Annotated in this window: 22 protein-coding genes; 16 read left to right on the forward strand and 6 right to left on the reverse strand. The window is 67.3% G+C overall.

The window, feature by feature from the left end:
• The first annotated feature begins 33 nt into the window (after positions 1-33).
• From fliF to fliR, 13 genes are all read left to right on the forward strand, one after another.
• A complete protein-coding gene (gene fliF / locus ACSFA3_RS08825) occupies positions 34-1,812 on the forward strand; it encodes a flagellar basal-body MS-ring/collar protein FliF (protein ID WP_435505072.1) in 1,779 nt (592 codons plus the stop codon).
• A 138-nt stretch (positions 1,813-1,950) separates the two neighbouring features.
• Positions 1,951-2,946, forward strand: coding sequence for a flagellar motor switch protein FliG (fliG, locus tag ACSFA3_RS08830; RefSeq protein WP_435505073.1), 996 nt, complete (start codon positions 1,951-1,953; stop codon positions 2,944-2,946).
• A 4-nt stretch (positions 2,947-2,950) separates the two neighbouring features.
• Positions 2,951-3,616: a FliH/SctL family protein gene (locus ACSFA3_RS08835; protein WP_435505074.1), complete on the forward strand. Its 666-nt coding sequence runs from the start codon at positions 2,951-2,953 to the stop codon at positions 3,614-3,616.
• Positions 3,606-4,997, forward strand: a complete 1,392-nt coding sequence (gene fliI / locus ACSFA3_RS08840) for a flagellar protein export ATPase FliI (RefSeq protein WP_435505075.1) — start codon at positions 3,606-3,608, stop codon at positions 4,995-4,997. The genes ACSFA3_RS08835 and fliI overlap by 11 nt, the downstream gene beginning before the upstream one ends.
• A 19-nt stretch (positions 4,998-5,016) precedes the next feature.
• A complete protein-coding gene (locus tag ACSFA3_RS08845; protein ID WP_435505076.1) occupies positions 5,017-5,493 on the forward strand; it encodes a flagellar export protein FliJ in 477 nt (158 codons plus the stop codon).
• On the forward strand, positions 5,493-7,124 hold the full coding sequence (locus ACSFA3_RS08850; protein ID WP_435505077.1) for a flagellar hook-length control protein FliK: 1,632 nt from the start codon (positions 5,493-5,495) through the stop codon (positions 7,122-7,124). The genes ACSFA3_RS08845 and ACSFA3_RS08850 overlap by 1 nt, the downstream gene beginning before the upstream one ends.
• Positions 7,125-7,240: 116 nt before the next feature.
• Complete coding sequence (locus ACSFA3_RS08855; RefSeq protein ID WP_435505078.1) at positions 7,241-7,840, forward strand: flagellar basal body-associated FliL family protein; 600 nt, start codon at positions 7,241-7,243, stop codon at positions 7,838-7,840.
• Between the two features lie 18 nt (positions 7,841-7,858).
• Entirely contained in the window at positions 7,859-8,821 is a 963-nt protein-coding gene (fliM, locus tag ACSFA3_RS08860; protein WP_435505079.1) for a flagellar motor switch protein FliM, read from the forward strand.
• Positions 8,811-9,194: a flagellar motor switch protein FliN gene (gene fliN / locus ACSFA3_RS08865; RefSeq protein WP_435505080.1), complete on the forward strand. Its 384-nt coding sequence runs from the start codon at positions 8,811-8,813 to the stop codon at positions 9,192-9,194. Before fliM ends, fliN begins: the two co-directional genes overlap by 11 nt.
• 17 nt (positions 9,195-9,211) lie before the next feature.
• Entirely contained in the window at positions 9,212-9,520 is a 309-nt protein-coding gene (locus ACSFA3_RS08870; protein ID WP_435505081.1) for a FliO/MopB family protein, read from the forward strand.
• Positions 9,513-10,286: a flagellar type III secretion system pore protein FliP gene (fliP, locus tag ACSFA3_RS08875; RefSeq protein ID WP_435505082.1), complete on the forward strand. Its 774-nt coding sequence runs from the start codon at positions 9,513-9,515 to the stop codon at positions 10,284-10,286. Before ACSFA3_RS08870 ends, fliP begins: the two co-directional genes overlap by 8 nt.
• Before the next feature lie 13 nt (positions 10,287-10,299).
• Positions 10,300-10,569 (forward strand): flagellar biosynthesis protein FliQ, encoded by a 270-nt coding sequence (gene fliQ, locus ACSFA3_RS08880; protein WP_435505083.1) that lies wholly within the window; start codon positions 10,300-10,302, stop codon positions 10,567-10,569.
• A gap of 1 nt (position 10,570) precedes the next feature.
• Positions 10,571-11,341, forward strand: a complete 771-nt coding sequence (gene fliR / locus ACSFA3_RS08885) for a flagellar biosynthetic protein FliR (RefSeq protein WP_435505084.1) — start codon at positions 10,571-10,573, stop codon at positions 11,339-11,341.
• A gap of 19 nt (positions 11,342-11,360) precedes the next feature.
• On the opposite strand, the gene ACSFA3_RS08890 is transcribed toward fliR, so the two are convergent.
• Genes ACSFA3_RS08890 through ACSFA3_RS08915 form a run of 6 tightly spaced genes read right to left on the reverse strand, consistent with a single transcriptional unit; the run spans position 11,361 to position 23,996 of the window.
• Positions 11,361-12,935 carry a hypothetical protein gene (locus ACSFA3_RS08890; RefSeq protein ID WP_435505085.1) on the reverse strand — a complete coding sequence of 525 codons (1,575 nt, stop codon included), beginning with the start codon at positions 12,933-12,935 and terminating at the stop codon, positions 11,361-11,363.
• Positions 12,901-14,385, reverse strand: coding sequence for a cytochrome c/ABC transporter substrate-binding protein (locus ACSFA3_RS08895; RefSeq protein ID WP_435505086.1), 1,485 nt, complete (start codon positions 14,383-14,385; stop codon positions 12,901-12,903). Before ACSFA3_RS08895 ends, ACSFA3_RS08890 begins: the two co-directional genes overlap by 35 nt.
• Positions 14,382-14,993 (reverse strand): SCO family protein, encoded by a 612-nt coding sequence (locus tag ACSFA3_RS08900; RefSeq protein ID WP_435505087.1) that lies wholly within the window; start codon positions 14,991-14,993, stop codon positions 14,382-14,384. The genes ACSFA3_RS08895 and ACSFA3_RS08900 overlap by 4 nt, the downstream gene beginning before the upstream one ends.
• Positions 14,990-16,879 carry a YncE family protein gene (locus tag ACSFA3_RS08905; RefSeq protein ID WP_435505088.1) on the reverse strand — a complete coding sequence of 630 codons (1,890 nt, stop codon included), beginning with the start codon at positions 16,877-16,879 and terminating at the stop codon, positions 14,990-14,992. The genes ACSFA3_RS08900 and ACSFA3_RS08905 overlap by 4 nt, the downstream gene beginning before the upstream one ends.
• A gap of 9 nt (positions 16,880-16,888) precedes the next feature.
• The gene (locus ACSFA3_RS08910; protein WP_435505089.1) at positions 16,889-17,512 is read right to left on the reverse strand and encodes a hypothetical protein; all 624 of its coding nucleotides are present in this window, start codon (positions 17,510-17,512) and stop codon (positions 16,889-16,891) included.
• A gap of 34 nt (positions 17,513-17,546) precedes the next feature.
• Positions 17,547-23,996 (reverse strand): hypothetical protein, encoded by a 6,450-nt coding sequence (locus ACSFA3_RS08915; protein ID WP_435505090.1) that lies wholly within the window; start codon positions 23,994-23,996, stop codon positions 17,547-17,549.
• Between the two features lie 199 nt (positions 23,997-24,195).
• Here ACSFA3_RS08915 and ACSFA3_RS08920 point away from each other — a divergent pair, with 199 nt between their 5' ends.
• The 3 genes from ACSFA3_RS08920 to ACSFA3_RS08930 all read left to right on the forward strand — a co-directional run bounded on the left by ACSFA3_RS08920 (position 24,196) and on the right by ACSFA3_RS08930 (position 26,171).
• On the forward strand, positions 24,196-24,612 hold the full coding sequence (locus ACSFA3_RS08920) for a BLUF domain-containing protein (protein WP_435505091.1): 417 nt from the start codon (positions 24,196-24,198) through the stop codon (positions 24,610-24,612).
• Positions 24,613-24,728: 116 nt separating this feature from the next.
• A complete protein-coding gene (locus ACSFA3_RS08925) occupies positions 24,729-25,100 on the forward strand; it encodes a hypothetical protein (RefSeq protein ID WP_435505092.1) in 372 nt (123 codons plus the stop codon).
• 48 nt (positions 25,101-25,148) lie between these two features.
• A complete protein-coding gene (locus tag ACSFA3_RS08930) occupies positions 25,149-26,171 on the forward strand; it encodes a sensor histidine kinase (protein WP_435505093.1) in 1,023 nt (340 codons plus the stop codon).

Consider the following 26,171-nt stretch of genomic DNA (forward strand, 5'->3'; position numbering starts at 1 on the left):
TGCCGCTTCCCCGCAGCCCTACCGATTCCACGCATGTCCGCCGTCGCACAAATACCTGCTGCCGTCATCACTCCCACCGCCGCCCCCTGGGCCGGCCGGCTTGCGACCATGGACCGGGGCCAGCGCATGCGGCTGGCTGTCGGCGCGGCGGTGCTGATCGCGGTGGCCGTCGCAGCGATCGTGATCGGCCGCCAGCCCGACTGGCGCGTGCTCTACGCGAACCTGGGCGACAAGGACGGCGGCGCCGTCATCGCGCAGCTCGCCACGATGAACGTTCCCTATAAGTATGCGGAAGGCGGCGGCGCGGTGATGGTGCCGGCCGACAAGGTGCATGACGTGCGCCTGCGTCTTGCGTCCCAGGGTTTGCCGAAAGGCTCGGTCGCCGGCTTCGAACTGATGGAGAACAACCGGTTCGGCATGACGCAGTTCCAGGAGAAGCTGAGCTTCCAGCGCGGCCTCGAAGGCGAGCTGACGCGATCGATTCAGGCACTGGGCTCGGTGCAGAGCGCGCGCGTGCATCTGGCGCTGCCGCAGCAGAACGGTTTCTTTCGCGAACAGCAGAAGCCGTCGGCTTCGGTGCTCCTGAGCCTGTACCCGGGACGTACGCTGGAGCGCAGCCAGATCGCCGGCATCGTGCATCTGGTCGCTTCGAGCGTGCCCGAACTGACGCCTGGCGCAGTGAGCGTGCTGGACGACAGCGGCAAGCTGCTGTCGAACACCGGCGACGCCGCGGGCACGGCCGGCGCGGTCGACGGCCAGCAACTTGCCTATGTGCAACAGCTCGAGCAGCAATACACGCGCCGTATCCTCGACATCCTGGAGCCGGTCGTCGGACGCCAGAACGTCAAGGCACAGGTGACGGCCGACGTCGATTTTTCCCAGACCGAGGCGACATCCGAAGAACACAAGCCGAATCTCTCGGCCGAAGCCAGCGCGGTGCGCAGCCAGCAGACGGTGGAAACCACCGGCGCGGCCGCACTTGGCGCAGCGGCCGCGACCGGCGTGCCCGGTGCGACTTCCAACCAGCCGCCCGGCGCGTCGAGCGCACCGATCAACGGCGCCGCCGCACCTCTGGCACCGACTGCCGCGACCGCCGGCGCTGCCAACGCAGCAGCCAAGCCGCCCGGCAAGCGCGAATCCACGACCAACTACGAAGTCGACAAGACCGTGAAGACGACGCGCGGCGCGGTCGGCCAGGTGCGCCGGCTGAGCGCTGCGGTGGTGGTCAATTACCAGAACGTCGCCGACGCGCAGGGCAAGCCGGCTGCGACGGCGACCGCTCTTTCGCCGCAACAGATCGAGCAGATGACCGCGCTGATCCGCGAGACCATCGGCTTCAGCAAGGAACGCGGCGATTCGGTCAACCTGATGAACACGCCGTTCCTGGTGCCGGTCGACAACATGGTCGAAGTGCCGCTGTGGAAGCGCCCCGAACTGCTGGATCTGGCGCGCAGCTTCGCTTGGCCGCTCGGACTGGTGCTGATCGGCGCGATCGTGCTGTTCGGCATGGTGCGCCCGGGCATCAAGGCGATCCGCATCGCCGCGCCGCCACCGCCGGCGCCGGCCGACGTGCAGGCGCTGGCCGGACCGGGTCGCAGCCTGGATGCCCTGCTGTCCGAAGAGCCGCAGCGGCCAGCGCTGGCTTCGCCCGAGCAGGATGCGACCGCGCTGCCCGCGCCTTCGCAACAGGCGTCGCAGACCGTTCCGGAGCAGGCGCGGCTCGAAGGCGCCCGGCAGATGGCGCGGCAGAACCCGATCGCGGTCGCGAACATCGTGAAATCCTGGGTCAACGGCGATGCCGCGGCAACATGAGCTCCCCCCCAGTCTTCGCGCACTTCGTGTCGCTTCGCCAACCCCCTTGCAGGGGGCAACACCAGCGGCCCGGCGAAGCCGGTTCCGCGGTGTTTCTGGCGGAGAAATACCCTTTGCCATCTTTCCAGTCAGTGCGTCATGGATGAACAGGGACTCAACGACGCGGCGATCCTGCTGATGTCGCTCGGCGAGGAGGAGGCCGGCCACGTGCTGCGGCATCTGTCGCCGCGCGAGGTGCAGAAGATCGGCGAGACCATCGCCAAGACGCGCGCCGTGTCGCGCGAAAGGCTCGGCGAAGTGGCCGACCGATTTATCACATCCACAGCCGGGCAAAGCCTCTTCGCAGCCGACACCGGCGACTATGTGCGCGCCGTGATGCAGCATGCGCTGGGGCATGAGAAGGCGACGATCCTGGTCGACCGCATCTTGAACACAGCCGACCTCACCGGCATCGAGAACCTCAAGTGGATGGACGCGCCTTCGGTGGCCGAGGTGCTGAAGGTCGAGCATCCGCAGATCGTTGCCGCCATCCTCGTGCACCTTGAGCCGGAGCATGCGTCGGCGATATTGGTCAAGTTGCCGGAGGCGCAGCGTGCCGAGGTGCTGCTGCGCGTCGCCACGCTCGAAGGCATACAGCCGGCCGCGCTGGAAGACCTGAACGAAGTCATGTCGCGCGTCCTGGCCGGCGGCGGCAAGATCAGGAAGGCGTCGCTCGGCGGCGCGAAGACGGCTGCCGGGATGATCAACATGCTGGGCGCCGGCATCGACACCAAGGCCATCGACGCGATCCGCATTCACGATCCGGACCTCGCGCAGCAGATCGCCGACCTGATGTTCGTCTTCGACGACGTCATGAAGCTCGACGACAAGTCGCTGCAACTCGTGCTGAAGGAAGTCGCGTCCGAAACGCTGATCGTCGCGCTCAAGGGCGCCGCGCCGCCGCTGCGCGACAAGTTCCTGGCCAACATGTCTTCGCGCGCGGCCGAGGCGCTGCGCGAAGACCTCGAATCGCGCGGCCCGCTGCGGCTGTCGGAAGTCGAGGCGCAGCAGAAGGAAATCCTGAAGGCGCTGCGCCGGCTTGCCGACGAAGGCCAGATCGTTCTCGGAGGCGGCGGCGATGGCGGCTTCGTCTAAACCCATGCGCGGATCGTTCATTCCCAGCGAAGACATCGCCGGCTACTCGGCCTGGCAGTTCGGCAACGTCGATCCGAACGCGGTTCTGAACGACATCGGCGGTGGAACCACCGATCCCGAAGCGCTGCGCGAGGCGCATGCGCGCGGACTTGCCGAGGGACATGCGGCCGGCCGCGAAGAAGCCTTCGCCGAAGCGCAGGCGCAGATGACGACCTACTTCGCGACGCACGGGCAAGACACGGCCCAGCGCCTCGTCGCGTTGTTGGCCAGGGCCGAATCCGGCCTGGCCGACGCGCAGCAGGACATCGCGCGCGGCACGTTGGAGATCGCCTGCGCACTGGCGCGCCAGGTGCTGCGCCGCGAAATGGCACTCGATAGGAACGCGCTGGTGCCGGTGGTTCGCGAAGCGATCGGCATGCTGCAGGCCGACGGCAAGAGCGCCTGCGTCCGATTGGCGCCGCCGGATTTCGAGGCGCTCGACGCGCATCTGCGTGCCGAGTTCGCCGGCCAGCCGGTCACGGTGGTGACCGACACGGCCATCGCGCCCGGCGACTGCCGGATCGAGTCGGCCGGCGCCGTGGTCGATGGCGGCGTGGCGACGCGCTGGTCGCGTGCCGTGGCCAGCCTGGGGCTGTCGATGCCCTGGCAGGAGCCGTCCGATGCCGCCTGAATCCGAAGCCTGGCAACGTTTCATGACCGACGCCGCGGCGCGTGTCGCGCAGGCGCCGGGGCTCGAAGTGCACGGTACGCTGACGCGGCTGGCCGGGCTGGTGCTAGAGGCTACCGGCATTCGCGCGCCGGTCGGCTCGCAGTGCCTGGTCCGCTTGGGGGCGCAACCGCCTGTGCTGGCCGAGGTGGTCGGTTTCTCCGGCGATCGCGCTTTCCTGATGCCGGCCGGCGACGTGCACGGGTTGTCCAGCGGCGCCAGCGTCGTGCCGGCCGCGCCCTATGTGCCGGTGCCGCGCCTGGGCGAGCCGGAACGCGAGATCTCGATCCGCATCGGCGCGTTGCGGCTGCCGCTCGGCGCCGGGTTGCTCGGCCGCGTGGTCGATCCGCAGGGCCGTCCGATGGACCATCAGGGTCCGATCCGGGATGTGACGGCCGAACCGCTCGACCGCCAGCCGATCAACGCGATGGACCGCGATCCGGTGCGCGAGCCGCTCGACACCGGCGTGCGCGCCATCAACGCATTGCTGACCGTCGGTCGCGGCCAGCGCATCGGCCTGTTCGCGGGCTCGGGTGTCGGGAAAAGCGTGCTGCTCGGGATGATGGCGCGCTACACCGAGGCCGACGTGATCGTGGTCGGGCTGATCGGCGAGCGCGGTCGCGAAGTCAAGGAATTCATCGAGGACATTCTCGGCGAGGAGGGACGCAGGCGCTCGGTCGTGGTCGCCGCGCCGGCCGATGCGCCGCCGCTGCTGCGCATGCAGGGCGCGGCCTATGCGACCGCCATTGCCGAGCATTTCCGCGACAAGGGCCAGCATGTGCTGCTGCTGATGGATTCGCTCACTCGCTACGCGATGGCCCAGCGCGAGATCGCGCTCGCCATCGGCGAGCCGCCTGCGACCAAGGGCTATCCGCCGTCGTGCTTCGCCAAGCTGCCGCAGCTGGTGGAACGCAGCGGCAACGGGCTGCACGGCGTCGGCTCGATCACCGCCTTCTACACCGTGTTGTCCGAAGGCGACGACCAGCAGGACCCGATCGCCGACGCGGCGCGCGCCATCCTCGACGGCCACATCGTGCTGTCGCGCGGACTTGCCGAGGAGGCGCATTTTCCGGCCATCGACATCGAACAGTCGGCTTCGCGGGTGATGCACAACGTGGTTTCGCCGCTGCACATGGACGCCGCCCGACGCTTTCGCGCCGTGTATTCGCGCTACCGCAAGAGCCGCGATCTGGTGCGGCTCGGCGTGTACGTGGCGGGCAGCGATCCGGCGCTCGACGAGGCGATCAGGCTGCAGGGTGCGATGGGCGCCTTCCTGCAGCAAGGCATGCACGAAGGCGCGTCGTTCGACGACAGCCTCGAGGGCATGGCAAGAACGTTCGCATGAAATTCAACAAGGACTCGACATGGCTGCAATGAATGGACTGGACCTCGCGCTGTCGCAGGCCCTCGACCGGCGCGACGCCGCCGCGCAGGTGGTCGCGCACGTGCGCCAGATCTGGGTCAACGGTCGAGTCCAGCTGGACCAGCTGGAGAGCTATGCCCAGGAGTGCACGGATCGCTGGGCTGCGCAGCAGAGCAACTGCATCCCGGAAATCATGCGGCATCACTATCAGTTCATGGCGCGGCTGAACCATGCCATCGGGCTGCAGACCGGCATCGTCGCCGAGCAGCGCCGTGCCGTCGAACGCGAAACCGAAACGTTGCGCGAGAACGAAGCGCGACTCGAGAGCCTGCGCCAGCTCAACCTCGCGCGTCTGCGTGGGCTGCAGCAAGCGCTCGACCGGCGCGAGCAGAAGCAGTCCGACGAACAGGCGGCCATGCAGTACCGGCGTCGCCGGGAACAGGCCGGCGCGAACACCAACTTCGGCGGAGGCTTCTGATGGCGATCGAACTCGCAAACGTGGCGCCCGCGCAGCCGAAAGCGAACGCCGGCCGTGCGCCGGGCAGGGAAACTTCGGCGGACGGCGAGGGCAGCTTCGCATCTGCGCTGTCGGCATCGACCGCCGCTCCCGCTCCGTCGCGCAGTGCAACGAAGAAGCCGGAGGCGAACGAACGTAGCCAGGACAAGCGTGCCGACATCGGAGGCAGCGGAGGCAGCGCCGACGGCGTCGATGGCGTCGATGGCGTCGATAGGGCCGGCGCCGCCGCCGTGGTCCCGGAGGTAGCCGATGCAACCGAGGTATCAACGGAAGAGGCAGCCGATCCGGGTGCCGCAGTCGCTGCAACCGTCGAGCCGGCGGGAACGCCCCAGCTCGATCGAACGGCATCTCCCCCTTTGCCAGCGGAAAGCGCGATGCTGCTTGCGCAAGGCGCGCTGACAGGCGCGGTCATGCGTGATGCGACCGAGCGCGCCGCGGCGGTGCCTTCCCGGCTGTTGGCTTCGACCGACAAGGCGCCTGTGATCGCGATGGGCGATCTGCCACCGGCCACCGCGCAAGCGCCGGTCGTTCGGTTGCATCCGCTGCCGGCCGTGCAAGGCGGGAATGCGGCCGCAGCAGCCTCCGCAGCCGGCGCCGGCGCCGGCGCCGATCTTGTTGCGGATCCCGCGTTGCAGGCCATCAGCGCACGCGATGCCGTGGTGCGTGCCGCTCCTGCAGCAGTGACTCCGGCCGGCACGGCGACGACGGAAATCGGCACCCGGCCGACGTCGGCTGCCGCTCTTCCGACTGGATCGACCGGATCGACCGGCGTCTCGACGGCTGCGATCGCCACCTCCTTTTCGTCGACGCTGGCACAGCAGGCGCAACATGCGACCGCACAAACGCAGGCGCAAGTTCAAGCGCAGGCCGCCCAGTCCGTCGCCGACCGTGCGGCACTGCAATCGCCCGCCGCAGCGCTCGAAAGCCGCGCCGCCGAATCGCTGGCCGCGTCCGCGGCGTCCGCCGCGACATCGGCCGACGTTTCCTCGTCGCCGCTGCTGCGCCGCTTCGAGCGCGTGCTGTCGATGACCCAGGGCGCGTCCGGTGAAGGCCAGGTCTTCGGAAGCGGCAGCACGACCACGACATCGACCTGGATGACGCCCGTGAACGGCGCCGCAGCCGGCACCGGTGCATCGATGGGCGGAATGGCCGACCGGCTTGCCGACGGGATGAACGGCCTGCTCGCGCAGGTGATGGCACAAAAGAACCACAACGCCTCGCTCACGGTCGATGTCGGCGGGCAGCCGGTGTCCGTCAACGTGCAGGTGCAGGGCAACGAGGCACAGGTCGTCTTCCGTGCCGACCAGGCCGAAACGCGGGCGATGCTGGCGCAGGCGTTGCCGCAGCTCAAACAGATGATGGGTGCCGAGGGGCTTGTGCTGTCCGACGCATCGGTCGCAGGGCAGTGGACCGGCGGCGGAGCGCAAGCCGGGGCGGGTGGATCGAGCGGATCGAACGGAGCGGGCGACTCCGACGCTCGCCGCGGGACGACATCCGCCGTGCGTCCGGACAAGAGTACGGCCGGTACCGGTGCAGCTGCCGGTTCGGCCGCGCGGACTGCCGGATCGCGTTCGCTCGACCTCTACGTCTAAGCGGGCTTAAAGCACGGTTTTCCTGCCGCTTATCCCGGGGTTCGTCACCCGGCGCAATCGAATAATTGCGTCAGTCGAGAGACTCATCGACGAACCACCGAAGCAAGGAAAACACCGTGTCAGCCAAGCCAGCCGATTCCGCCGCGGCCACCGAGAAACCGAAGGGCAAGAAGCCGCTGCTCATGATCGTCATCGCGGCGATCGTGCTGCTGGGCGGCGGTGCGGGCGGCGCGTGGTTCTACCTGAACAAGAAGAATCATGCGGCCGGCCACGAGGAAGTCGCCGCCGTCGAGGAGCCGGCCAAGGACGCCAAGCCAAGCTTTCTCGCGCTGGAGAACATGGTCGTGAATCTGGCCGATCCGGGCGGCGAACGCGTCGCGCAGGTCGGCATCACGCTGGAGCTGGAAAGCGACAAGTCGGTGGAGCGCATCAAGCAGCTGGCGCCGAAGATCCGCAGCGGCCTTCTGATGCTGGTGTCGCAGCGCACGTCCGAAGAAATGCTCGGCCGCGATGGCAAGGAAAAGCTCGCGACCGACGTGATGAACGAAGTTTCGCGCACGCTCGGCTACGAGATCGACGAGCCGAAACCGCGCAAGGCGAAGGTCGCCAAGGCCGGCGACGACGAGGAAGAGGCACCGGTTCGCAAGAAGAGCCGCCGCAACGTTCCGCAGAGCCCGGTTCTGGGCGTGCTGTTCTCCGCTTTCATCATCCAGTGACCGACCGGCAGCGCAGTCATGGATGAAACCATTTCCTCCGAGACGCCCGATCCGGTCGAGCGCATGGCCGCGGCCGCGACGCGCGATTACGACCTGTCGGTGGCCGACCGGCTGGTGCGGCGCCCGATGCCGACGCTCGACATCGTCAACGAACGCTTCCTGCGCCACCTGCGCGTCGGCCTGTTCAAGTTCATCCACCGCAGCGCCGACATCTCGATCGCACCAGTCGAAGTCCAGAGCTATGCCGACTTCCTCGGCACGCTGGCCGCGCCGACCAGCTACAACATCATGTCCCTGCAGCCGCTGCGCGGCAGCGGGCTGGTGGTGTGCGAGGCCGGGCTGGTGTCGACGCTGGTCGACGCGCTCTATGGCGGCGCATGCAAGGTCCAGGCGCCGATGGAAGGCCGCGATTTCTCGCCGACCGAGCAGCGCGTGATCCAGCGCCTGGTGGGCATCGTCGCCACCGACTACAACAAGGCCTGGAAAGACATCTACCCGATCGAGATGGCGCATCAGCGCACCGAGACGCACGTGCAGTTCGTCAACGTCGCGACGCCGCTGGAGAAGGTCGTCGTGACGACCCTGAGGATCGCCATCGGCGACTTCGAGGGCTCCGTTCGCATCTGCCTTCCCTACGGCGCGCTGGACCCGATCCGCGACGTACTCTACGGCGCGCAGCAGGCGCAGGCGATCGCCGAAGACCGCCGCTGGGTCACTCTGCTGACGCGGGAGATCCAGGCCGCCGAAGTCACGCTGGTGGCCGAACTCGCGCAGCCCGAAGTCACCGTCGGCCAATTGCTGGCGATGAAGCCCGGCGATTTCATCCAGTTCGACCGCAGCCCTCAGATCGTCGCATCGGTCGACGGCACACCGGTTTTCACCTGCCATTACGGCACCCACAACGCGCGCTATGCGCTGCGCATCGACGAGAGCCTGCGCGGGGACGATCCCCATTGGCTCGGAGGCTCCCATGTCCATTGAACAAAGCATTTCTTCCTCCGACGGTGCCGGCTGGGCCGAAGCACTGGAGGAGGGCGCGGTCCCTGCCGCCGCCGGCGCCGCGACTGCCGCCAACGCGCAGGCGCCGCTGCAGGACATCAACCGCGTGCTCGACATACCGGTGCAGCTCACGGTGGAGCTCGGTCGCAAGAAAGTGCCGATCAAGCATGTACTGCAGCTCGGCCAGGGCTCGATCGTCGAGCTCGACACGCTCGCCGGCGAGCCGATGGATGTGCTGGTCAACGGCTATCTCGTGGCCCAGGGCGAGGTGGTGGTCGTTAACAACAAGTTCGGCATCCGCCTGACCGACGTGGTGACGCCGTCGGAACGCCTGCGCCGCATCAACCGAAGCTGACCGGGGTTGAAATGAACATGACGCAGAGCCTCATCACGATCGTTGTCTTCGTGGCACTGATCCTCACGCTGCCGATCCTGGCCAAGCGGTTCCAGCTGCGTAGCGGCGTGCTCAAGGGTTCATCGCTTGGCCCGATGTCGAAGGTCATCTCCGCGATGGCCGTCGGCCCGCAACAGCGGGTGCTCACGGTCGAAGTCGGCCCGGAACACGCACGGACCTGGCTGGTGCTGGGTGTGACCGGCCAGACCATCACCTGCCTGCATACGCTGCCGGCGTTGCCGACGCTCTCGGCGATGCTGGCGAAGGGCGACGACAGGCATGCGTAGATCTTTCCAGGTGGCGCTCGCTGCCGCATCGGTGGCGACCGTTGCGGCTTGGCCCGTGCAGGCGCAGGAGATCGCCAACGGCCAGCTGCCGCTGCTGATCGGCTCCGGCACTGGCGCTAACGGCGCGGGCGGCACCAACTTCTCGGTGCCGCTGCAGACGCTGCTGTTCTTCACCGCGCTGTCCTTCCTGCCGGCGATCCTGCTGATGATGACGGGCTTCACCCGCATCGTGATCGTGCTGTCGATGCTGCGCCAGGCGCTCGGCACGCAGTCGGCGCCGCCCAACCAGGTCATCGTCGGGCTCTCGCTGTTCCTCACCTTCTTCGTCATGGGGCCGACCTTCGATCGCGTCTACGACGAGGCCTATCTGCCGTACACGAAGAACACCATCACTTTCGAGCAGGCCGTTGCCAAGGCCGAGGCGCCGATGCGCGGCTTCATGCTCAAGCAGACGCGCCAGGCCGACTTCGCACTGTTCGCAAGGCTGGCCAAGCTGCCGGCCGGCGTCACCGCGGAAACGGCGCCGATGCGGGTGCTGATTCCGGCCTTCGCGACCAGCGAACTCAAGTCGGCATTCCAGATCGGCTTCATGATCTTCATACCGTTCCTGATCATCGACATCGTGGTCTCGAGCGTGCTGATGTCGCTCGGCATGATGATGCTGTCGCCGGTGCTGGTGGCACTGCCGTTCAAGCTCATGCTGTTCGTGCTGGCCGATGGATGGAACCTGCTGATCGGCTCGCTCGCAGCCAGCTTCGCAACCTGAGGACGAACACGCAATGAACGCAGAAATGGTGCTGACGATGGGGCGCGATGCGCTCGTCATGCTGCTGATGGTGTCGATGCCGGTGCTGCTCGTGGTGCTGGCGGTCGGGCTGGTGGTCAGCATCTTCCAGGCGGTCACGCAGATCAACGAACAGACGCTCGCCTTCGTGCCGAAGCTGGTCGCTGCGGTCGCGGTATTCGCCATCGCCGGGCCGTGGATGCTTGGCACGCTGGTCGACTACATCCGCCGCACCATCGAGTCGATTCCGCAGATGGTGCTGTAGCTTGCTCACGTTCTCCGAAGCGCAGCTCATGGCCTGGCTCACGCCGGTGCTGTGGCCTTTCCTGCGCGTGCTGGGCGTCTTCACGACGGCGCCGATCTTCTCGGCGCGCGCGTTCCCGATCCGGGCGCGCATCGGGCTGGCCTTCCTCATCTCGCTGTGCGCTCAGGCCACACTGACCGATCAGCCGACCATCGGCCTGAACGATGCCGCCGCGCTCGGCACGCTGGTGCAGCAGGTCGGCATCGGCATGGCGATAGGGTTCACGGTGCGGCTGGTGTTCACGGCCGTCGAGCTGGCCGGCGAAATGGTCGGCCTGCAGATGGGACTGAACTTCGCGTCGTTCTTCGACCCGATGGCCAACGCGCAGGTGAGTGCCGTGTCGCGCTTCTTTGGCAACATCGCGGTGCTGCTGTTCATCGCCATCAACGGCCACCTCACGGTGCTGATGGCGATCATCAAGAGCTTCGACACCTTTCCCGTCGGCGGCAGCGTGCTGCAGGCGTTTGCGCGGGTGCGCGTCTACGAACTCGGCGCCGACCTGTTCGCCAGCGGGCTCTGGATCGCGTTGCCGATGATCGGGCTGCTGCTGTTCGTCAACCTGACGCTCGGCGTGATCTCGCGGGTCGCGCCGCAGATGAACATCTACGCCATCGGCTTCCCGGTCACGCTCACTGCCGGGCTGGCCGGCATTGCATTGGTGCTGCCGATGATGGAGCAGCCGCTGCTGCAGCTGATCGACCGGATGCTGACGATGTTCGCGGGCGGGCGCTGAACAAGCGTGAACAAGTCCGTCACGGACACGACAGCAAGCCGTCCGCTCGCGTCTGCGACACCAGCCCGCGTCCCGAATCCGGGAAAGGCTGCAGTGGCCCGATGGCCGGGCCGGTGCGGCCGAGCGTGCTCAGCGCTTCGCCGCCGCGCGACAGGAAGCAGAAGTTCTCGAATGGTGCCGCGACCGGCGAACGCGGCCGGCCGAAGCGCGTGTTCTCCGGCGCGATGTATTCGCTGACCGGCGAGGTGTAGCGGCCCTGCGCCAGGCCGCGCGATGTCGTCAGGTCGTGCGGATGGCCTTCGATGCGGGCGAGGATGTCGCGCGTGATCGGCAGGAAGTTCGACTTGGCATCGAGCGTGGTGCGCACGCGCCCGATCTGCGCTGTCGGACTCGGCTGCAGCACGGTGAGCAGACGCTCGCCGGGGCCGGCATCGGGATCGGCTGGAAGGATCGAAGGCTGCGACGGCGTGCCGGGACTGTCCACCGCATACACCTTGACCCGGCGCGAAGGATCGGTGGTGAAGCCGACGATGCGGAAGCGCGAGGTTTCCTCCTGGTCGATGCCGGGCCACGGGTCGCCGAGCGTGCCGACGATGGTCACCTCGGTGAATACATACGCCGGATTCGCGCCGGGCGAGGTGTAGATGCCGAGCAGTGCCTGAATGGCATGCGCAGCAAGGAAGAACGTGCCGCTGCCTCGACTGTCCTCGGTGAGCATGCCGCTGTAGCTGATGAAGTCGCCGACCTGGAGCGGCGCGGGAAGTCCGGGCAGGCAGCCCGCGAGTGCCGGCGCGGTCGGTTCGGCCGCCGTGCCGTCGCAGGTGAAGCGCCGTCCCTGGCTGGCTGCAAACGCGCCCGTCGCGGGCGCGCGATTCCTGGCCGGGCAGAAGGAGTCGCCGACCGACTTCTCGGGGATGCACATTGGAAAACCGGTGCTGGCGACGATGGCCGCATTGCCCGGATCGGCGGCGAAGCGCTCGTCGAATGCATCTTTGTCGGTCTTGTCCGCGTTGCGCTTTCCGTAGGCGCCGGTCACGTCGTTGATGCGCACGCGCGCTACCGGCGGACCGCCCGCATCGGGGCCGACCAGCAGTTCGCCGCGCTCATGGTTGATGTCGCGGATGAAGCCCTGGCCGACGTTCAGACCCTGCTGCGACAGCCGCATCACGCCTGCGCGGTACTCGCCGCCGACGATGTTACCCATCACTTCGACCTCGATCGCAACGGGCTCGCGCTGGGCGTCCGCCAGCGCGAGATTGCTCGATGTTTGCGGCGGCGTCAGCCCCGGTCCCGGCACCACGTCAGATCCCGGACGCTTGCCGCGGAACAGGTCGGACACCGTGAGGTACTGACCCGGCATCGTGACGAAGAGGTTGCGCGGCAGTCGCACCGGCACGCCGTTGACCGTCAGGCGACCGGCCGAAAGCGGATCGGCTGCGTCGTCGACCGTGAGCGTCTGCAGGTGGCCGAGCATGGCGAAGCCGGGATTCGGCTGGGCGCTCGCTGCAAAGGGCGCTGATGCAAGCGCGAGAACCATTGCCAGGGCGAATACCGGCGCTTCAGGGCTGCGATGCATGGGTGTGCGGTGTGTCATGGCGTGTTCCGTCCTTCCAGATCCAGGTGGGCTCGAAGCCGTGGCGACGCTGCGGGCCGAAGCTCAGCGACAGGCCCGGCGCCGGCTGCAGGCGCTGAAGAGTGTCGAGCGCGGCGATGAAGCGGGTGGTGTCGAGCGAGCGGCCGGTGCGCGACATGGCTTCGACGGCGGCGAAGAGTGCGCTGTCGGCGAGCAGCTGCCAGAGCGCGCCGCCGCGGGCTGCCCCGGTCGAGGTTTCCATCGTCATGGCTGGCATCGGCAGGCCGAGCAGTTCGGGCGGGCCCGCGTCCGCAGCGGCGCCGCCGGACAGCACGGCCAGCGTGCCGAGGCAGATGCCGGGCCCGGCGAAGACATCGCGCGCCAGCTCCACCATCTGCGCCGGCATCAGCGCGATGGTGGCGCTGCCGGGCTCCTCGCGAAGCGCGCGGCGCAGTGCGACGGCATCGTCGACGTCGATCCAGCGAAGCGACGTCGTGGCGGGCGGCACCGGCAGCGATGCCAGCGCGCCCTGGCGCCAGCGCAGCACGCGCAGGCCCCGGTTCGCTGCCAGGCAATGGCGCGGCAGCGCGGCGACCAGCGCGTTCATCTGCTGCGACAGGCTGGGCAGCAGCCAGGTGATGCGCGGATCGTTCGCCGGTGCGACGGACTGGCCCAGCGTGGCGACCATCGTCGCGTCGTGCACGACCAGCGCCCGGCGCAGCGCGGCATCCGGCTCGGGGAGGAGGCTCGCGACCAAGGCGAAGACGCGACCGCTTTCGACCAGTCGTGCGGCTGCCGCCGACGCGCCGGCCGCGTCGGAGCCTGCATCGGCGACTTCGAGATCGATCCACCGGCCGAACAGCCCGCCGGCGACGTTGATGCGTTCGATGCCGCGCGCGAGTGCTTCCTTCACGGCGGCGCCGGCCTCCGCTTGCGGCCCGGTCAGCGGCAGCACGCTGCCCAGCACCACCCGGTCGGGCCACACACCCGGCACCGGTGCGGCCTCGGTGCCCATGACCCGCAGCCAGGCGAGCAGCGCGCGCTCTTCCTGCGGGTCGAGCGCGTAGCGCGGCATCGGTGCGGCCAGAGCACGTCCGTCGGCGTCGCGGCTCTCGCGCAGCGCCTGCAGCAGCGCCGCATCGCTTGCGTAGGCCGCCCGCGAAACCGTGGGCTGCGAGAGGCGCTGCCACTGGATCGCCGGAACCGGAACGCCGCCCTCCGTACGCGCCTCGCCGCGCGCGCCGTGGCACTGCACGCACGCCGTCGCTCCTGCGGCCAGCGCGACGCCGTACAGCTGCGGCGGCAGACGCCAGGGCCGCTCGCCGCGGTACAAGGCGCGGCCTTCGCGCACGAGCGCGTCATTCGAATCGTTCATCGGTTGCGCCCGGGCCGGCAGCGGATTCACGACCGCGAGCAGGCCGGCCATGACGGCGATCGTCACCCATCCGGCCGTCGTGTTCGCGGCCGTCATGCCCGCACCGCTTCCACCAGCGCGACCAGCGCTTCCGGCGGATTGAGGGACGAGGTCCGCGTCCAGCGTCCGCGTGCGGTGTCACCGAGCCACAGCAGGCTGGGATGGTCGCCCGGCAGACCGGCCGGCACGCCGAAGGCGGCGAGCACCCGTCCGACATCGGCACGCTCGCCGGTCAACAGCAGCCAGCCATCGTCGACGCCGCGCGCCGCAAGCGGCAGATCGAAACGCCGCGCGTAGTCGCGAAGCTGCGCCGGCCCGTCGCCCAGCGGATCGACGGTGATCGCCACCATGCGCAGGTCGCCGGCCCGGCCGCGTGTGCGAAGCCGGCGTTGCGCATCGCGCAGCAGCGCCGTCTGCGGCGGACAGACGGTCTGGCAGCCGTTGAAGAAGAAGCTGACGATCACGATGCCGACGATGGCGTCCTGCAGCAGCACTGCGCGGCCGTGGTGGTCCAGCATCGGCGTGCGGGGCAGCGGTGGTGCCGGCAGCCAGTCGGTAGCAGCAGCAGTGGCGCGGCGGGGCCAGGCCGAAGCGATGCCGCAGGCCAGCGTACCCAACCCGGCGGCGCAGGCGCTCCGGCGCGTCAGATCTGGGGCGGCAGTCATCGGCGCACCTCCGCGACCGGCCATGCGATCGCGCCGAGCCTGCCTTGTGCATAGCCGAGGTCGCGCGCTGGAGCTTCGACCATCGCTTCGAGATCGCCCGGCGGCAGATCGCGCAGGCCGCTCAGGCGCACGCCGTAGCGACCGTCGCCCAGCGGTTCGGCCGTGGCGCGGGTCTGCCAGGTGCCGCGCCGCTGGACCAGCAGCAAGGTCACCGGGCCGGCGTCGGCGGTCGAGCGGTTCGCATCGTTCCCCAGCGCGAACTCCAGACGCAGGCCGTCTTCACCGGCCCGTTGCGTCTGCAGCAGCCGGGGCCGCGGCCGCGCCGCCTCGGCCTGCTGCGCCGATGTCGGCGGTGCGCCTTCGAGCGTCACGGCGAAGCAGGCGGTGAGGGCGGGGCGCAGGTTGCGCACCACCACGTCGTAACGACCGCTGCGGGGCGCGCGCATCGCGGCCTCGAAGTGCCCCGGCGATTGTTCGACCAGGCTGGCATCGAGCACCAGCATGCCGCGCGCCTGCCGCCTGTAATTGCTGTGGCTGTTGACCGGCACCATCAGCCCCTGCGCATAGCGGTAGATGCTGCCGTCGCCGGGATTGGCCACCAGCAGCCCGTTGCCCTCCGGCGCCGCCGCCATCACGCCCGCGACGTTGAAGGCGTCGGGTGCTTCGTCCGGCGCCTGCCGGCCCATCGGCACGGCGGTGCCGTCCAGACGGCCTTCGCGCGCGGCTGCGAGCGCGATCACCTGCACGACCGGCGTGCTTTGCGAGCGCACATAGGCGAACTCGCGCGTGAACGCGAGCTGGTCGGGCCGCTCGGGCAGTGTGCGTTCGGCGACCATGCGGGCGGAGGCCAGATCGACCAGCGTGAGCGCGGCGGTTCGGCCGTTGAGCACCAGCGCATGCCGTCCGCCGTCGAACAGGCCGAGCGACAGCACGCCGCGCGCTAGCGGTACGACGGCGCTCGCGCGGCGCGTGTCAACGTCGATCAGGGTGAGCGTTCCGCCGTTGGCCGACAGCACCGCCAGCCGCTGCGCTGCCTCGCTCCACGCCGCCGCGACCGGCGTGGCGGCAACCGGCACGTCGGCCGCCCTGCGGAGCGTCGCGCGGTCTATCAGCGAGACGCTGTCGCTGGCCGAGTTGGTGACGTAGAGCCAGGGGCCGGTCGGTGGAATTGTCAGCGTGTGCAGGCCGCGACCGACCTTCGCGCGACCCAGCACCTTCGCGGCGGCAAGGTCGATGGCCGCGACCTCGTCGCCGCCGTCCAGCCCGACCCACAGCCGGCGCCCGTCCGGGTCGAGCGCCAGCCGTGTCGGCAGGCTGCCGTCGCCGGTCGACACCGTGCCCGCCAGCTTGCGCGAGAGCGTGTCGATCAGCGCCACCGCGCCAGCATCGCGCAGGCTCACGGCGAGGCGCTGTGGCTGCGGCGCGAGCAACCAGTCGTGTCCGGCGGCGGGCAACTGCACGATGGCTTCGAGCTGCGTGTTGCGCAGGCTCAGGTGCGGGTTGATGAAGGCGATGGTGCGGTCGTGGTTGAGCGTGACCAGGCGATAGCCGTTCAGGTCGACGTCGCTGCGCTGCTCGATGGAGCCGCCGGTCAGGCGCGCCGCCTTGTCCTCGCAGCTGCTTTCCTCGGCGACGAGCTCTGAGCGGCGTGCGAGCATCCAGGCAGCGGGGCGGGCGCCTTCGATGGGGCGGCCGGTGCGCGCGTCGGCGATGGTCAGGCGGGCGAGGCCGGTGCCGGTGTTCTCGGGGCCGGGCTCGTGGGTGAAGGTGAGGGCGATGCCGCCTTGTTCGATGCGGTTCTGGGTGGGTTGTGTCTGGGCGTGCACAGGAAAGCCTCCGAGTGCCGCGGCGGAAAGGAACAGCAACGGCGCATAGCGGACAGTCACGTGCGGACCTCAGACTTGGAAGTAGAACCGCCCGATGGCAACGCGGCCGAAAGGGTCGGCCTGGAGGTTCGCCGCATCGCTGCTGTTGCTCCGGCCCGCATTGACGTCGAACCAGAGTTCTTGGATTCCAGGACCTTGCGAGTCTGCGATCAAACCGAAGAAGGGCGCGTCTGCACCCGGCCCCTGGGCCTGTTCCATATTGGTGCTTGAAGTGGTGCTCTCGATCCACTGCCGCTTCCCCGGCGCCGCCAGCACGCATCGGCAGCATCCGTTGTAGGCCGTCCCCATCGGTGCATCGCCACTGATGTAGGTTCCAAAAGCGCGCAGCGGCGGTGTGAAGAACAGGTGTATCGGCATGATGCCGGAGATGTTGTCCGCCAGGATCAGGCCGATACCGGCGGGCATGTTGCAGGGAAACTCCATGTCGTGATTGCCAGCCTGGGAAACTGTTGTGCGTGCCTGACTCAACGGTCCCTGGATATCGATGACGATCGATACCTCCTTGAAGGTGATGTGCGAGGTACCAAGGTCCACGGTCTGCGGAATGGTCACAGGGTCTTTCCAGGCGTGATGCCAGTCGAACCAGCGATGCAATTCGGGGTCGCGGTGGTCGGTGATGATCCGGTGAGCCATGGAATTCCCTTCTGTGTGCCGTTGATGAAGCGAATCAGCCGCTGCATGGAGCAAGTGTTTTCGGCGTCTGTGTCTGCGTCGTCTTCTGAGGATTGGGTAGAACTCGCAGGAGCCCCCAGATGCCGCCATCCATCAGAAACGAGGCTTCGCTACGCCATAGGTAGTCGCCCTCCCGAGACCAGCGGCCGCCGGCTTTGGAGATCAGATCCGCGCTCATCAACGGGCCGAGTCCGTTGAACGCGCCTTGCAAAGTCCAGGCGTTGGTCGTCGCATCCTTGTGGCTGCCGGGCAACTTCGGCGACGTGGAATGGCAGCGGTCGTTCGTCGTGCCGTCCCTCGGCGCCGGTAGGTAGGCCGGATGCGAAGTCCAGTCGTGTCCCGAAAGGGAAACCGCCTGCTGGCGTGTTCGGCCGCCTGGATGCACCAGCCGCAGGCGAATCTCGGCGCCGGCCTCGGCAATGAACAGCGGCGTCAGCGGCTCGCAGGTCGTTTCGCCTTTCCTGCCGAACGGCATCGGTCGCGGCGCGATGCCGGAGAGGCATCGGTCCTCCATGCCTTTGCGCGTATCTTTGAGTGAACTCAGAATCTTCGAATAGTCGAACTCGTTGCGCTCCGGGAACGAAACGGAAGGATCGCCAGCGCTGCGCGCCCACAAGGGCTCGGTGCGGTAGTTGACGGCCTTGACGCCGTAGTCGTCGGGCTCTTCGCTGCCGCTGAGATTGGCGACGGCATCGCCGGAGATCTTGGCGTCGACCGCGTCCTGCATCACCAGCACGAAGTCGCGGTAGAGCACTTTTCCGGTGGTCTTGTCGCAGACGGTGGCGCTGGTGTTCGTCCTGCTGTCGGACTCTCGCTCCTGCTTGTTTAGAGAGGGGCAGACCGCACTGTTCTCCGGACCGATGACGAGTGCGCCCACCGCGCCGTGCGCCGTGTGCTTGATCGGGTCGCCCCAGCTCATCAGTGGCAGCACGCCGAACTCCACGGGACGAGACCTTCGGTTGCCGCGGGCATCGAGATCGAACTCTCCGGCGTACCAGAGCATCTCGCGCTGTTCTCCCGGACCGATCAGCCCTCCCTTGAACGCATCTGCTGCGGGCGGCGGCGATGCAACCGGTCCAACAGGTGTGGCGGGTGTAGCCCCCCCGGTTTCAGGCGGTGCCGGAGTTGGACCAAGGCCGTAGATGTAATTGGCGTTGTGCCCGACGTTCGCGCCATCGGAAGACGCATGCATCGCCAGTTTGGGAACCGACAGACCGACGTAGGTGGTACTGCGGAACTGGTTGTAGTTGAAGCCGTCCGTGGTCATCGCCATGAAGTTGTCGCTGAGCCTGCTGCGGTCTTTCGGCAGTGCGCCACTGCGCTCTTCCTCCGACTGCGCCGGTAGAAGGTTGCGTAGCCGAACGTTGATGCACTGACCCGCTGCGGCCCGCAGCACGAGCGGCTCGATGGTGCGCTGCCGAGTGACGAACTCTTGTCGCAGCTTTGCAAGAACGTCGGCAGCCGGCTTGCTTGCAAGGACATCGAAGTTGCGCACGAAGACGATGCCTTCCGGGTCGTCCATGCCGATTCGCTCGTTGTACGGAATTCCTTTCAAGAGCGCACTGCCGCAGGAGCCGATGAGTTGGCAGGCCTTCACTACGCTGATGTCGAAACGTTCGTTCTTGGTGCCGTTGTCGCAGACGAGCCGATCGACAGGAGGCGCGCTGGGCTTGGGAGGCAAAGCAATCACATCGTGGTTCAAAGTCGGTCGTTCTTTTTCTTGTGTCAAAGGGGCGAAGTCATGACCCAATGCATCCAGACGCGGCAAACCCGGTTGATTCTTGAGTCCCTGTGTTATTTGCATCCGCCCGTAGCTCCGCAGCAACCCCCAGGTACCGTCCCAGAGCTTGTCGATCGACGAACTCATGTAGAGGCTGTCCGCCCGCGCCGTGGCCAGCGGCGACAGTCTGACGTCGAACTCGAAATGCTCCGAGATCCCCAGCGACTGCGCGCTGGTGAAGCCCGAGCGCGGATTGCCCGGCTCGCGCGGCCACATCTGCCGCGTCATCGCGAACACGTGCTGCGCCTCCTGCGCACCCTGCACGAGGCGCAGTTGCATACGATCGCCTTCGTAGCCCGCGATGATCGGCGTGGCGGGGTCGCCCATCTCGCGCCAAGGCTCCGCGTTGGCGATGGGCTTGCCGCAGGTCGTCGGGTCGAAGCCGGCGGCATTCAGTTCGATTCCGCTGTAGAGCCCGCAGTGGAAGCGCTTGCGCCAGTGTTCAACGTCTTTCAGGGCCGCTGCGATCCGGCCGGGAACCTTCGCCTTCTCGGCGGTTTGTTGCGGCGTGTAGGTGCCGGCGATCCAGCCCGACAACAGCGGCGAGACGACGGCGCCGTAGTCGCTGTTGGCGATGCGCTGGTCGCGGTCCGCATGCGCGACCGAACTGAACACGTTGGACATGTCGCCGGTACACGGCGCTGCGTTGTCGATGCGGCACGGCGTCTGCGTGTAGCGGAACCCGCCGAGCCGCGAATCCTCTTCGCGCTCGGACTCGGTGCGGCTGTCGGCGTTCCGGTCGGTGATGCGCAGCGGAACGGGTTCGTGGCGGTAGTTGATGAGTTGCGAGCCGGGGTCTTCGGACGAGATGGCCAGCGGCTTCGGGACGTTGACGGGCACCTGCCGGTGTCCCAGCCGCAGTTGTGACCGGTCTGGCTTTTCCGGGTTGATGGGTTCCAGCGCCGTGTTGTAGAGCAGCGCGAAATCGGCGATGGCCAGTCCGTATTCGCGCCGTGTGTCGTTGGTTTCTAGAGTGCCGTCGGGGCTGCCGCAGTCGATGCCCGAGGCCGTCGCCGGATTGACGGTGGGATCGTTCTGCGGGTCCAGCGGATTGCTGTTTTTCTTCGCGCCGCGCGGAGTGTCTTTTGGCGAAGCGGGCGTCTGGAAAAGACACTTCGGCGAGACGATGTTGGCGCGCGCCGCGGTGGGTCCGCCGTCTTCGCGGAGCTTCAGCGGCGGCCGCAGTTCGTTTTCCGCTACTGCACCGGAGCGGTCCCCACAGCTGGCATCGAACTTGTCGCTCAGGCTGGCGCCGCCGATTACCTTTCGGCGTTCTGCCGCGCGAACGGCGGGATCCTTGCTGCACAGATTGTTCATGTCCACGTGGCGCTCGCCGATGTCCAGCCACACCGAATTGCTCGGCTCCACCACCAGCGCCGCATACAACCCGTGCTGCTGATGCGAACTCGGCCCGAAATGGTCGTGCGTGAACACGGTGCGAAGCGTCTTGTCCTTGCCGGTGCGCCGGTCGAATATCGGATCCGCATACCAGCGCTGCACCGTGCGCTGTGCGCCGCAGAACGGATACTTTTCCGACAGTTCCCGCAGCGAGAGCGAATCCGCATTCGCCGGGCACCGGCCCCTGGTCTGCAGGGCCAGGCAGTTGGCATCGCCCGCGCAATCGCGATCGAACAGCGGGTGCGTGCGCAGCGACAGCCGGGGCTTGGATGAAAGGGGAGAGGACGACGGCAACGCGTCCAGATAGTGGTTGTACGCACGCACGCGTTCGCGTACTTCCTCTGGCGAGAAGGTGCCGTCCTCGTAGTTCCAGCCGTTGCCGGAGCCGTCCGACGAGGTGACGTCGAACTTCACCAGGTGGATGTGCTGGCCGATGGTGTCGGTCGGCGTGAAGATCTGGAAGTCGTCCAGCGCCAGCGCGTTCGGCACGAAGTTGCTGTGCTTGAAGTCGATGCAGTCGCCGGAATTGGCGCGGAAGAACAGCGGCTCGGGCAGGCGTGTGCGGGTGGCCGGGTCGATGAGGTCGGCCACGTCCTGCTCCAGCGTCAGGATGCGCGCCTGCGGATCGAACCAGCCGTGGCGGTTGACCGTGAGCTCGGTCTGGATGACGCCGGCGCGGTACTCGCGCGGCGGCGCACCGGCGGGGCACGGATCGGCGAAAGGAGCGCCTGGTTTGGGCGCTCTGCCGTTGACGCGGAACACTGCAGGCGTACCGGCTGCCGGTGCGTTCTGTCCGATCACGCCGGTGGCGCGTTCGGAGGCGTAGCCCTTTCGGTCGCGAGCCCAGAAAGGATGCGTTTCCTGTGCGTCCGGAACCGTGGCGGGTATGAAGCCGGGATCGGTCAATGCACCCTCGTGAAACTTCATCGCCGTGGCTTCCTTCACTTCGCCTTCCGGTTTCAGCAAGCGGATGCCGCCGATCTTTTCCCACTCCTCGGCCATCGACAGGTTCGACGGATGCTTGTTGCGCGCGTGCACGCGCCGCGCGTTAATCTGCGCGATCTCGCCGCCCTTGGCCAGCGCCGCTTCGAGCACCGCCTGATTGGTCAGCGCGCGCTCTGTGCGATTGAGCAGCGGGCCGCCGGGTTTGATGCGCTCGCTGGTCAGCACATGCCGCTGCAGGCCGCCGTCGATGTGCTTCGGCTTGCCTTCGGCGTCGACGCCTGCGCGCGTGTCCACGTCCATGTCCAGCGGCGGCTGCGGCGGGCGATGGCCCGGCTCGCCGGCGATGTAGAACGGATAGCCCTTGAACGCATCGGTCGGCATCAGCGCGAGCACGCTGCCGGGCAGCGGCACGATGGCCGGCATGTCGATGCCTTCGCCGACTTCGGCGTCCGGCAGCCGGCGCTGGACCGAGCCGTCCTCGAACACGTCGTGCACGCGCCAGAGTTCCCACATGCCCTGCGCGAAATGCGGGTAGAGATGGCAATGGAAGATCGAGTCGCCGGGCGAGAGATTGAGGTTGCCCGATCCGCCGAATTCGACTTCGTAGCTGAAGGTGGCGCCGGGCGAGATGGTCTGCGAATCGAGATAGCTGGAGCCGCCATCGCTGGCGTCCTGGACCCATTGGTGCGCGTGCAGGTGAAACACGTGCGTTTCCTTCGGGCCGGCATGCAGGTTGCGGAATCGCACCGGGTCGCCGAGGTAGGAGTGATGCACGTTGGACGGGTCGTCCGGATACAGCGCACCGATCGGCCGCCTGCCTTGCGCGTCCCACTTGAGCACCAGCGCCGGATCGCCGCCTGCCCAGGAGCTGAGGAAGAACTCTTCGGCGCGGCATTCGAGGCAGTCCTTCGCCGGGCCGGTGTTGCGTTGGCGTGCCACCACCATCGCGCCCATGCCGGCGACGCCGTAGTTGATGCCCATGCCGTCCTTGATGGCATGCAGCGGATCGGTCTCGTCTTCCAGCTCGGCGAAGGCCTGCACGGCTTTCACTTCGTCGTGCATGACCACGGTGAATTCGCGGTAGGACTCGCCGCAGGCCGAGCCCCAGGCGTAGCCGGTGCAGGGCCTGCCGGGGCTGGTTGTGTCGTGGCGGTTGTCGGGGTCGGTTCCGTTCGGATCGCGCAGCGCGACGATGGCATTGAGATCGGTGTGGACCAACTCGAATGTTTTCGGGCCGCGCCGGTCGAGCATCGCCAGGATGGGCAGGCCGGCGGCGTCGCGTGCGTTGTCGTAGTCGAGGCGGCTGTACGGGTGGCCGGCGCCCGGCGGCTGGCGCGCGGCGGCGAGCAGGTCGGGCCGGGCGACCTGCGAGCGGTACCAGGTCGAATGGCGCGGCTGCACGTTGACCGCGCCGAAGAGGCCCGCGCCGATCTGTCCGCCGTCGCCTTCGCCGCCCACCATCGCGGCGGTGGAATAGGCGAAATAGGTGCCTTCGCGGACCGCATGCAGACGGTAGATCGCGCTTTGTCCCGGCATGACGAGCCCGCCCTGGCGTTCGAGTTTTTCGCGCAGTTCGGAGGGCGTTCCGGAATGGATCACCGGCTTGTTCAGCCCGGCGGCGGTGCCGTCGGTGCCGCACAGCCAGCTGCGCCGCGCGGTGGAGGCCGGGCATTCGGCGGGGCTCATCGGGACGATGTCCAGGCCGTTGACATGGAACGACGCGGCGCGCGTCCAGGGGCGGTCGTTGCTGACCGATTCGGGCCGCACGAGATCGCGTCCGGTGGGACTGCCGGGCGACTGGTTGTAGAGCGCGCCCGGCCGATCCTTCATGTGCGCCGGCACGCGTCCTTCGTAGCGCGGCGAGCCGTCGCCGCGAGGCTCCGGCAGCTTCACCTGATATTGTTCCGGACTGCCGCCGATGTCGTCCGGCGCGTCGCGCGAGAGCAGGTTGTGCAGCGTCACCTGGAGGCAGTCACCTTCGTTGGCGCGCAGCACGATCGGACGCGGACGCTTGCCGGGTCGCAGCTTCACGCGGCCGGGTGCGTCGGCCAGGTTGGCCTCGGTGACGGGCGTGCCGTCGGCGATAGACCGATGGCCATTGAAGACCACGTCGCGCCGCAGTGCGTAGAGCATGCCGGCAGGGTTGAACGCGCCGAAGCGGTTGAGCACGATGGCCTGTTCGATTGCGACCATCTCCACGACGACGGTTCGCTCGCAGCGCAGGGCAGCCGTACCGGCCGCACTGGCCGCGCCGGCCGCAACGGCTGTAAAGAATGCCAGCAAGACGGCGACGCAATCCCTTGCGATGGTGCGGCTGCGCATGCGTTTCTCCTGAGGGCAGGGAGCCCGTCCCCTAAGAAACTCAGTATGGAAAGGCGCTGCAGGCGCGGCAATATCACTTAGGTTTCGGTGTCCATACGCCGTCGGTACGAGTGGTCGTCGAAGTCGTAATGCCTTGGTCCTACGTCAAGCTTCGTGCGCGGCGGACGCGACGGCTCGCACAGTCGCAAAAGATCGCGAGATGCTCGGGCGAATCATCTACACAAGTACCTCTCTCTGTCAGGCGGAAGACATCCGGCAGATTCTCGAACGGTCGCGAATCCACAATGCGCGCATCGATGTGACCGGCGCGCTGTTTCTGCACAAGGACAAATTCCTGCAGTACCTGGAAGGCGACGACGCCTCGATCGAAAAAGTCTACCAACGCATCCTGAAGGATTCGCGGCATGCGGATTGCAAGCTGATCGATCGTCGCTTCATCTCGGTGCGCATCTTCAGCGACTGGTCGATGACCTGGCTTCCCGACACCATCGGCGCCGGCCTGCTGATCGACGCGCTCCTGCCACACAAGCGACATGCCGATGCGCTGGGCGCTCTCGATGCGACATCGGCCGGCGCCTTCTTCTACGCACTGTCAAAGCTGTCCCAGCGCCTCTGAATCCGGACGTTCCGCGCCTGTCGACTGCACTACGGGCTGTGTGTCGGACGAATTCGCCGGCTTTTGTAGGCATGCCAAATCTCGTTTAGCCTCCAATTTCAGACTCTGGAGGCTCAATGGCTGTTCCCGTTTCGGGGCTCTATAGCCCGACCACGACGTCGATCGTCGTCGATCCATTCATTGCGCGGTCGCCGGCGGAAATGCGCCAGCAGGACATCGATGCAGGGCTGCTGAAGGGCTTTTTGCGCGGAATCGATTTCAGGCGCAACGTCGCCGCAGGTTTGATGGTCGCTTTCCTGGCGTTTTGCTGGTCGGGCCAAGGCCCGGCGCTGATGGGAGTGTGGCTGGTTGCCGGCTTCGCGGTGCTGCTGGTGCGATGCCCGATGGAGAGACGGTTCCAGCGCGACCGGCCGTCTGGCGATCGCAACATCCGGGAGGCGTTCGTGCGGGCCATGGTGCCGCTCTACGCCGTGCACGGCGGCATCTGAGGAATCGCGCTGGTCTTCAGTTTCGAGCGCCTTTCTCTGTATGACCAGATGGGTTCCTGGCTGGTGCTGGCATGCGCGGCGTCGGCACCGCTGACGACCATTTCGCTCGTCCCGGCCTTGCAGAAGGCGTACACGAACACCCTTTTCATCGGCGTCATCGCCGTGCTGTTCCTGAGCCCGACCTTCAAGCTGTCGCCAGCCGAAGTGCCTCACTACCTGTTGCTGGCGACGATGGGTGCGTTCTGGTTGTTGATGAACCGTTTCGGACGAAACATCTTCCGCCGGCAGAGCGAACAGCTCGGGCTCTATCACGACCTGGGCCTGAAGGCGCACGAAGCGCGCGTCGCCGTCGAGACGAAGGACCGCTTCCTGGCCGTGGCTGCGCACGATCTTCGACAGCCGGTCATGGCGCTTTCGCTGTACGCCGAGTATCTGGTCGAATATCCCGACATGAAGGATGAGCTGGTGCCGAAGATCGGGGCGGCGAGCAAGATCGTGAAGAACCTCTTCGAATCGCTCTTCGACCTGGCCAGCCTCGACAGCGGCAACGTCGCGCTCCGAGTCAGGGACATCCGCATCGCCGATCTTCTGGAAAACCTCGGGACGCAGTTCCGTCCGCTGGCCGGCGAGCGCGGCATCGGACTCCGGCTGCGCGCAGCGGAGGGCACCGTGCGTACCGACCCAGTGCAGCTGCAACGGATGATCGGTAACGTGATGGGCAACGCGATCAAGTACAGCCCGCCGGGCTCGGAAATACTGCTGGCCTTCCGTCGTTCCGGAGCGCGTTGGCGGGTGCAGGTCTGGGATCAGGGCATCGGCATTCCTCCCGAGGATCTGCAGCGGGTGTTCCAGGAGTTCTACCGGGTGCATCGGTCCGTGGTACCGGGGGCGCCGATCGTCGAAGGCGTCGGGCTGGGCCTTTCGATCGTGATGCGGCTGTCTCACGTGCTGCAGACACGGCTGCAGCTTCGCTCGGTGATGGGAAAGGGAACCTGCTTCACCTTCGACGTCGGCGACATGCCTACCGATGCGCCGGTCGATGCATCGGCCAAGGTACCGCCGCTTTCGTAG

Source organism: Variovorax glucosi (genome assembly GCF_051216695.1).
Lineage (GTDB): Bacteria > Pseudomonadota > Gammaproteobacteria > Burkholderiales > Burkholderiaceae_C > Variovorax.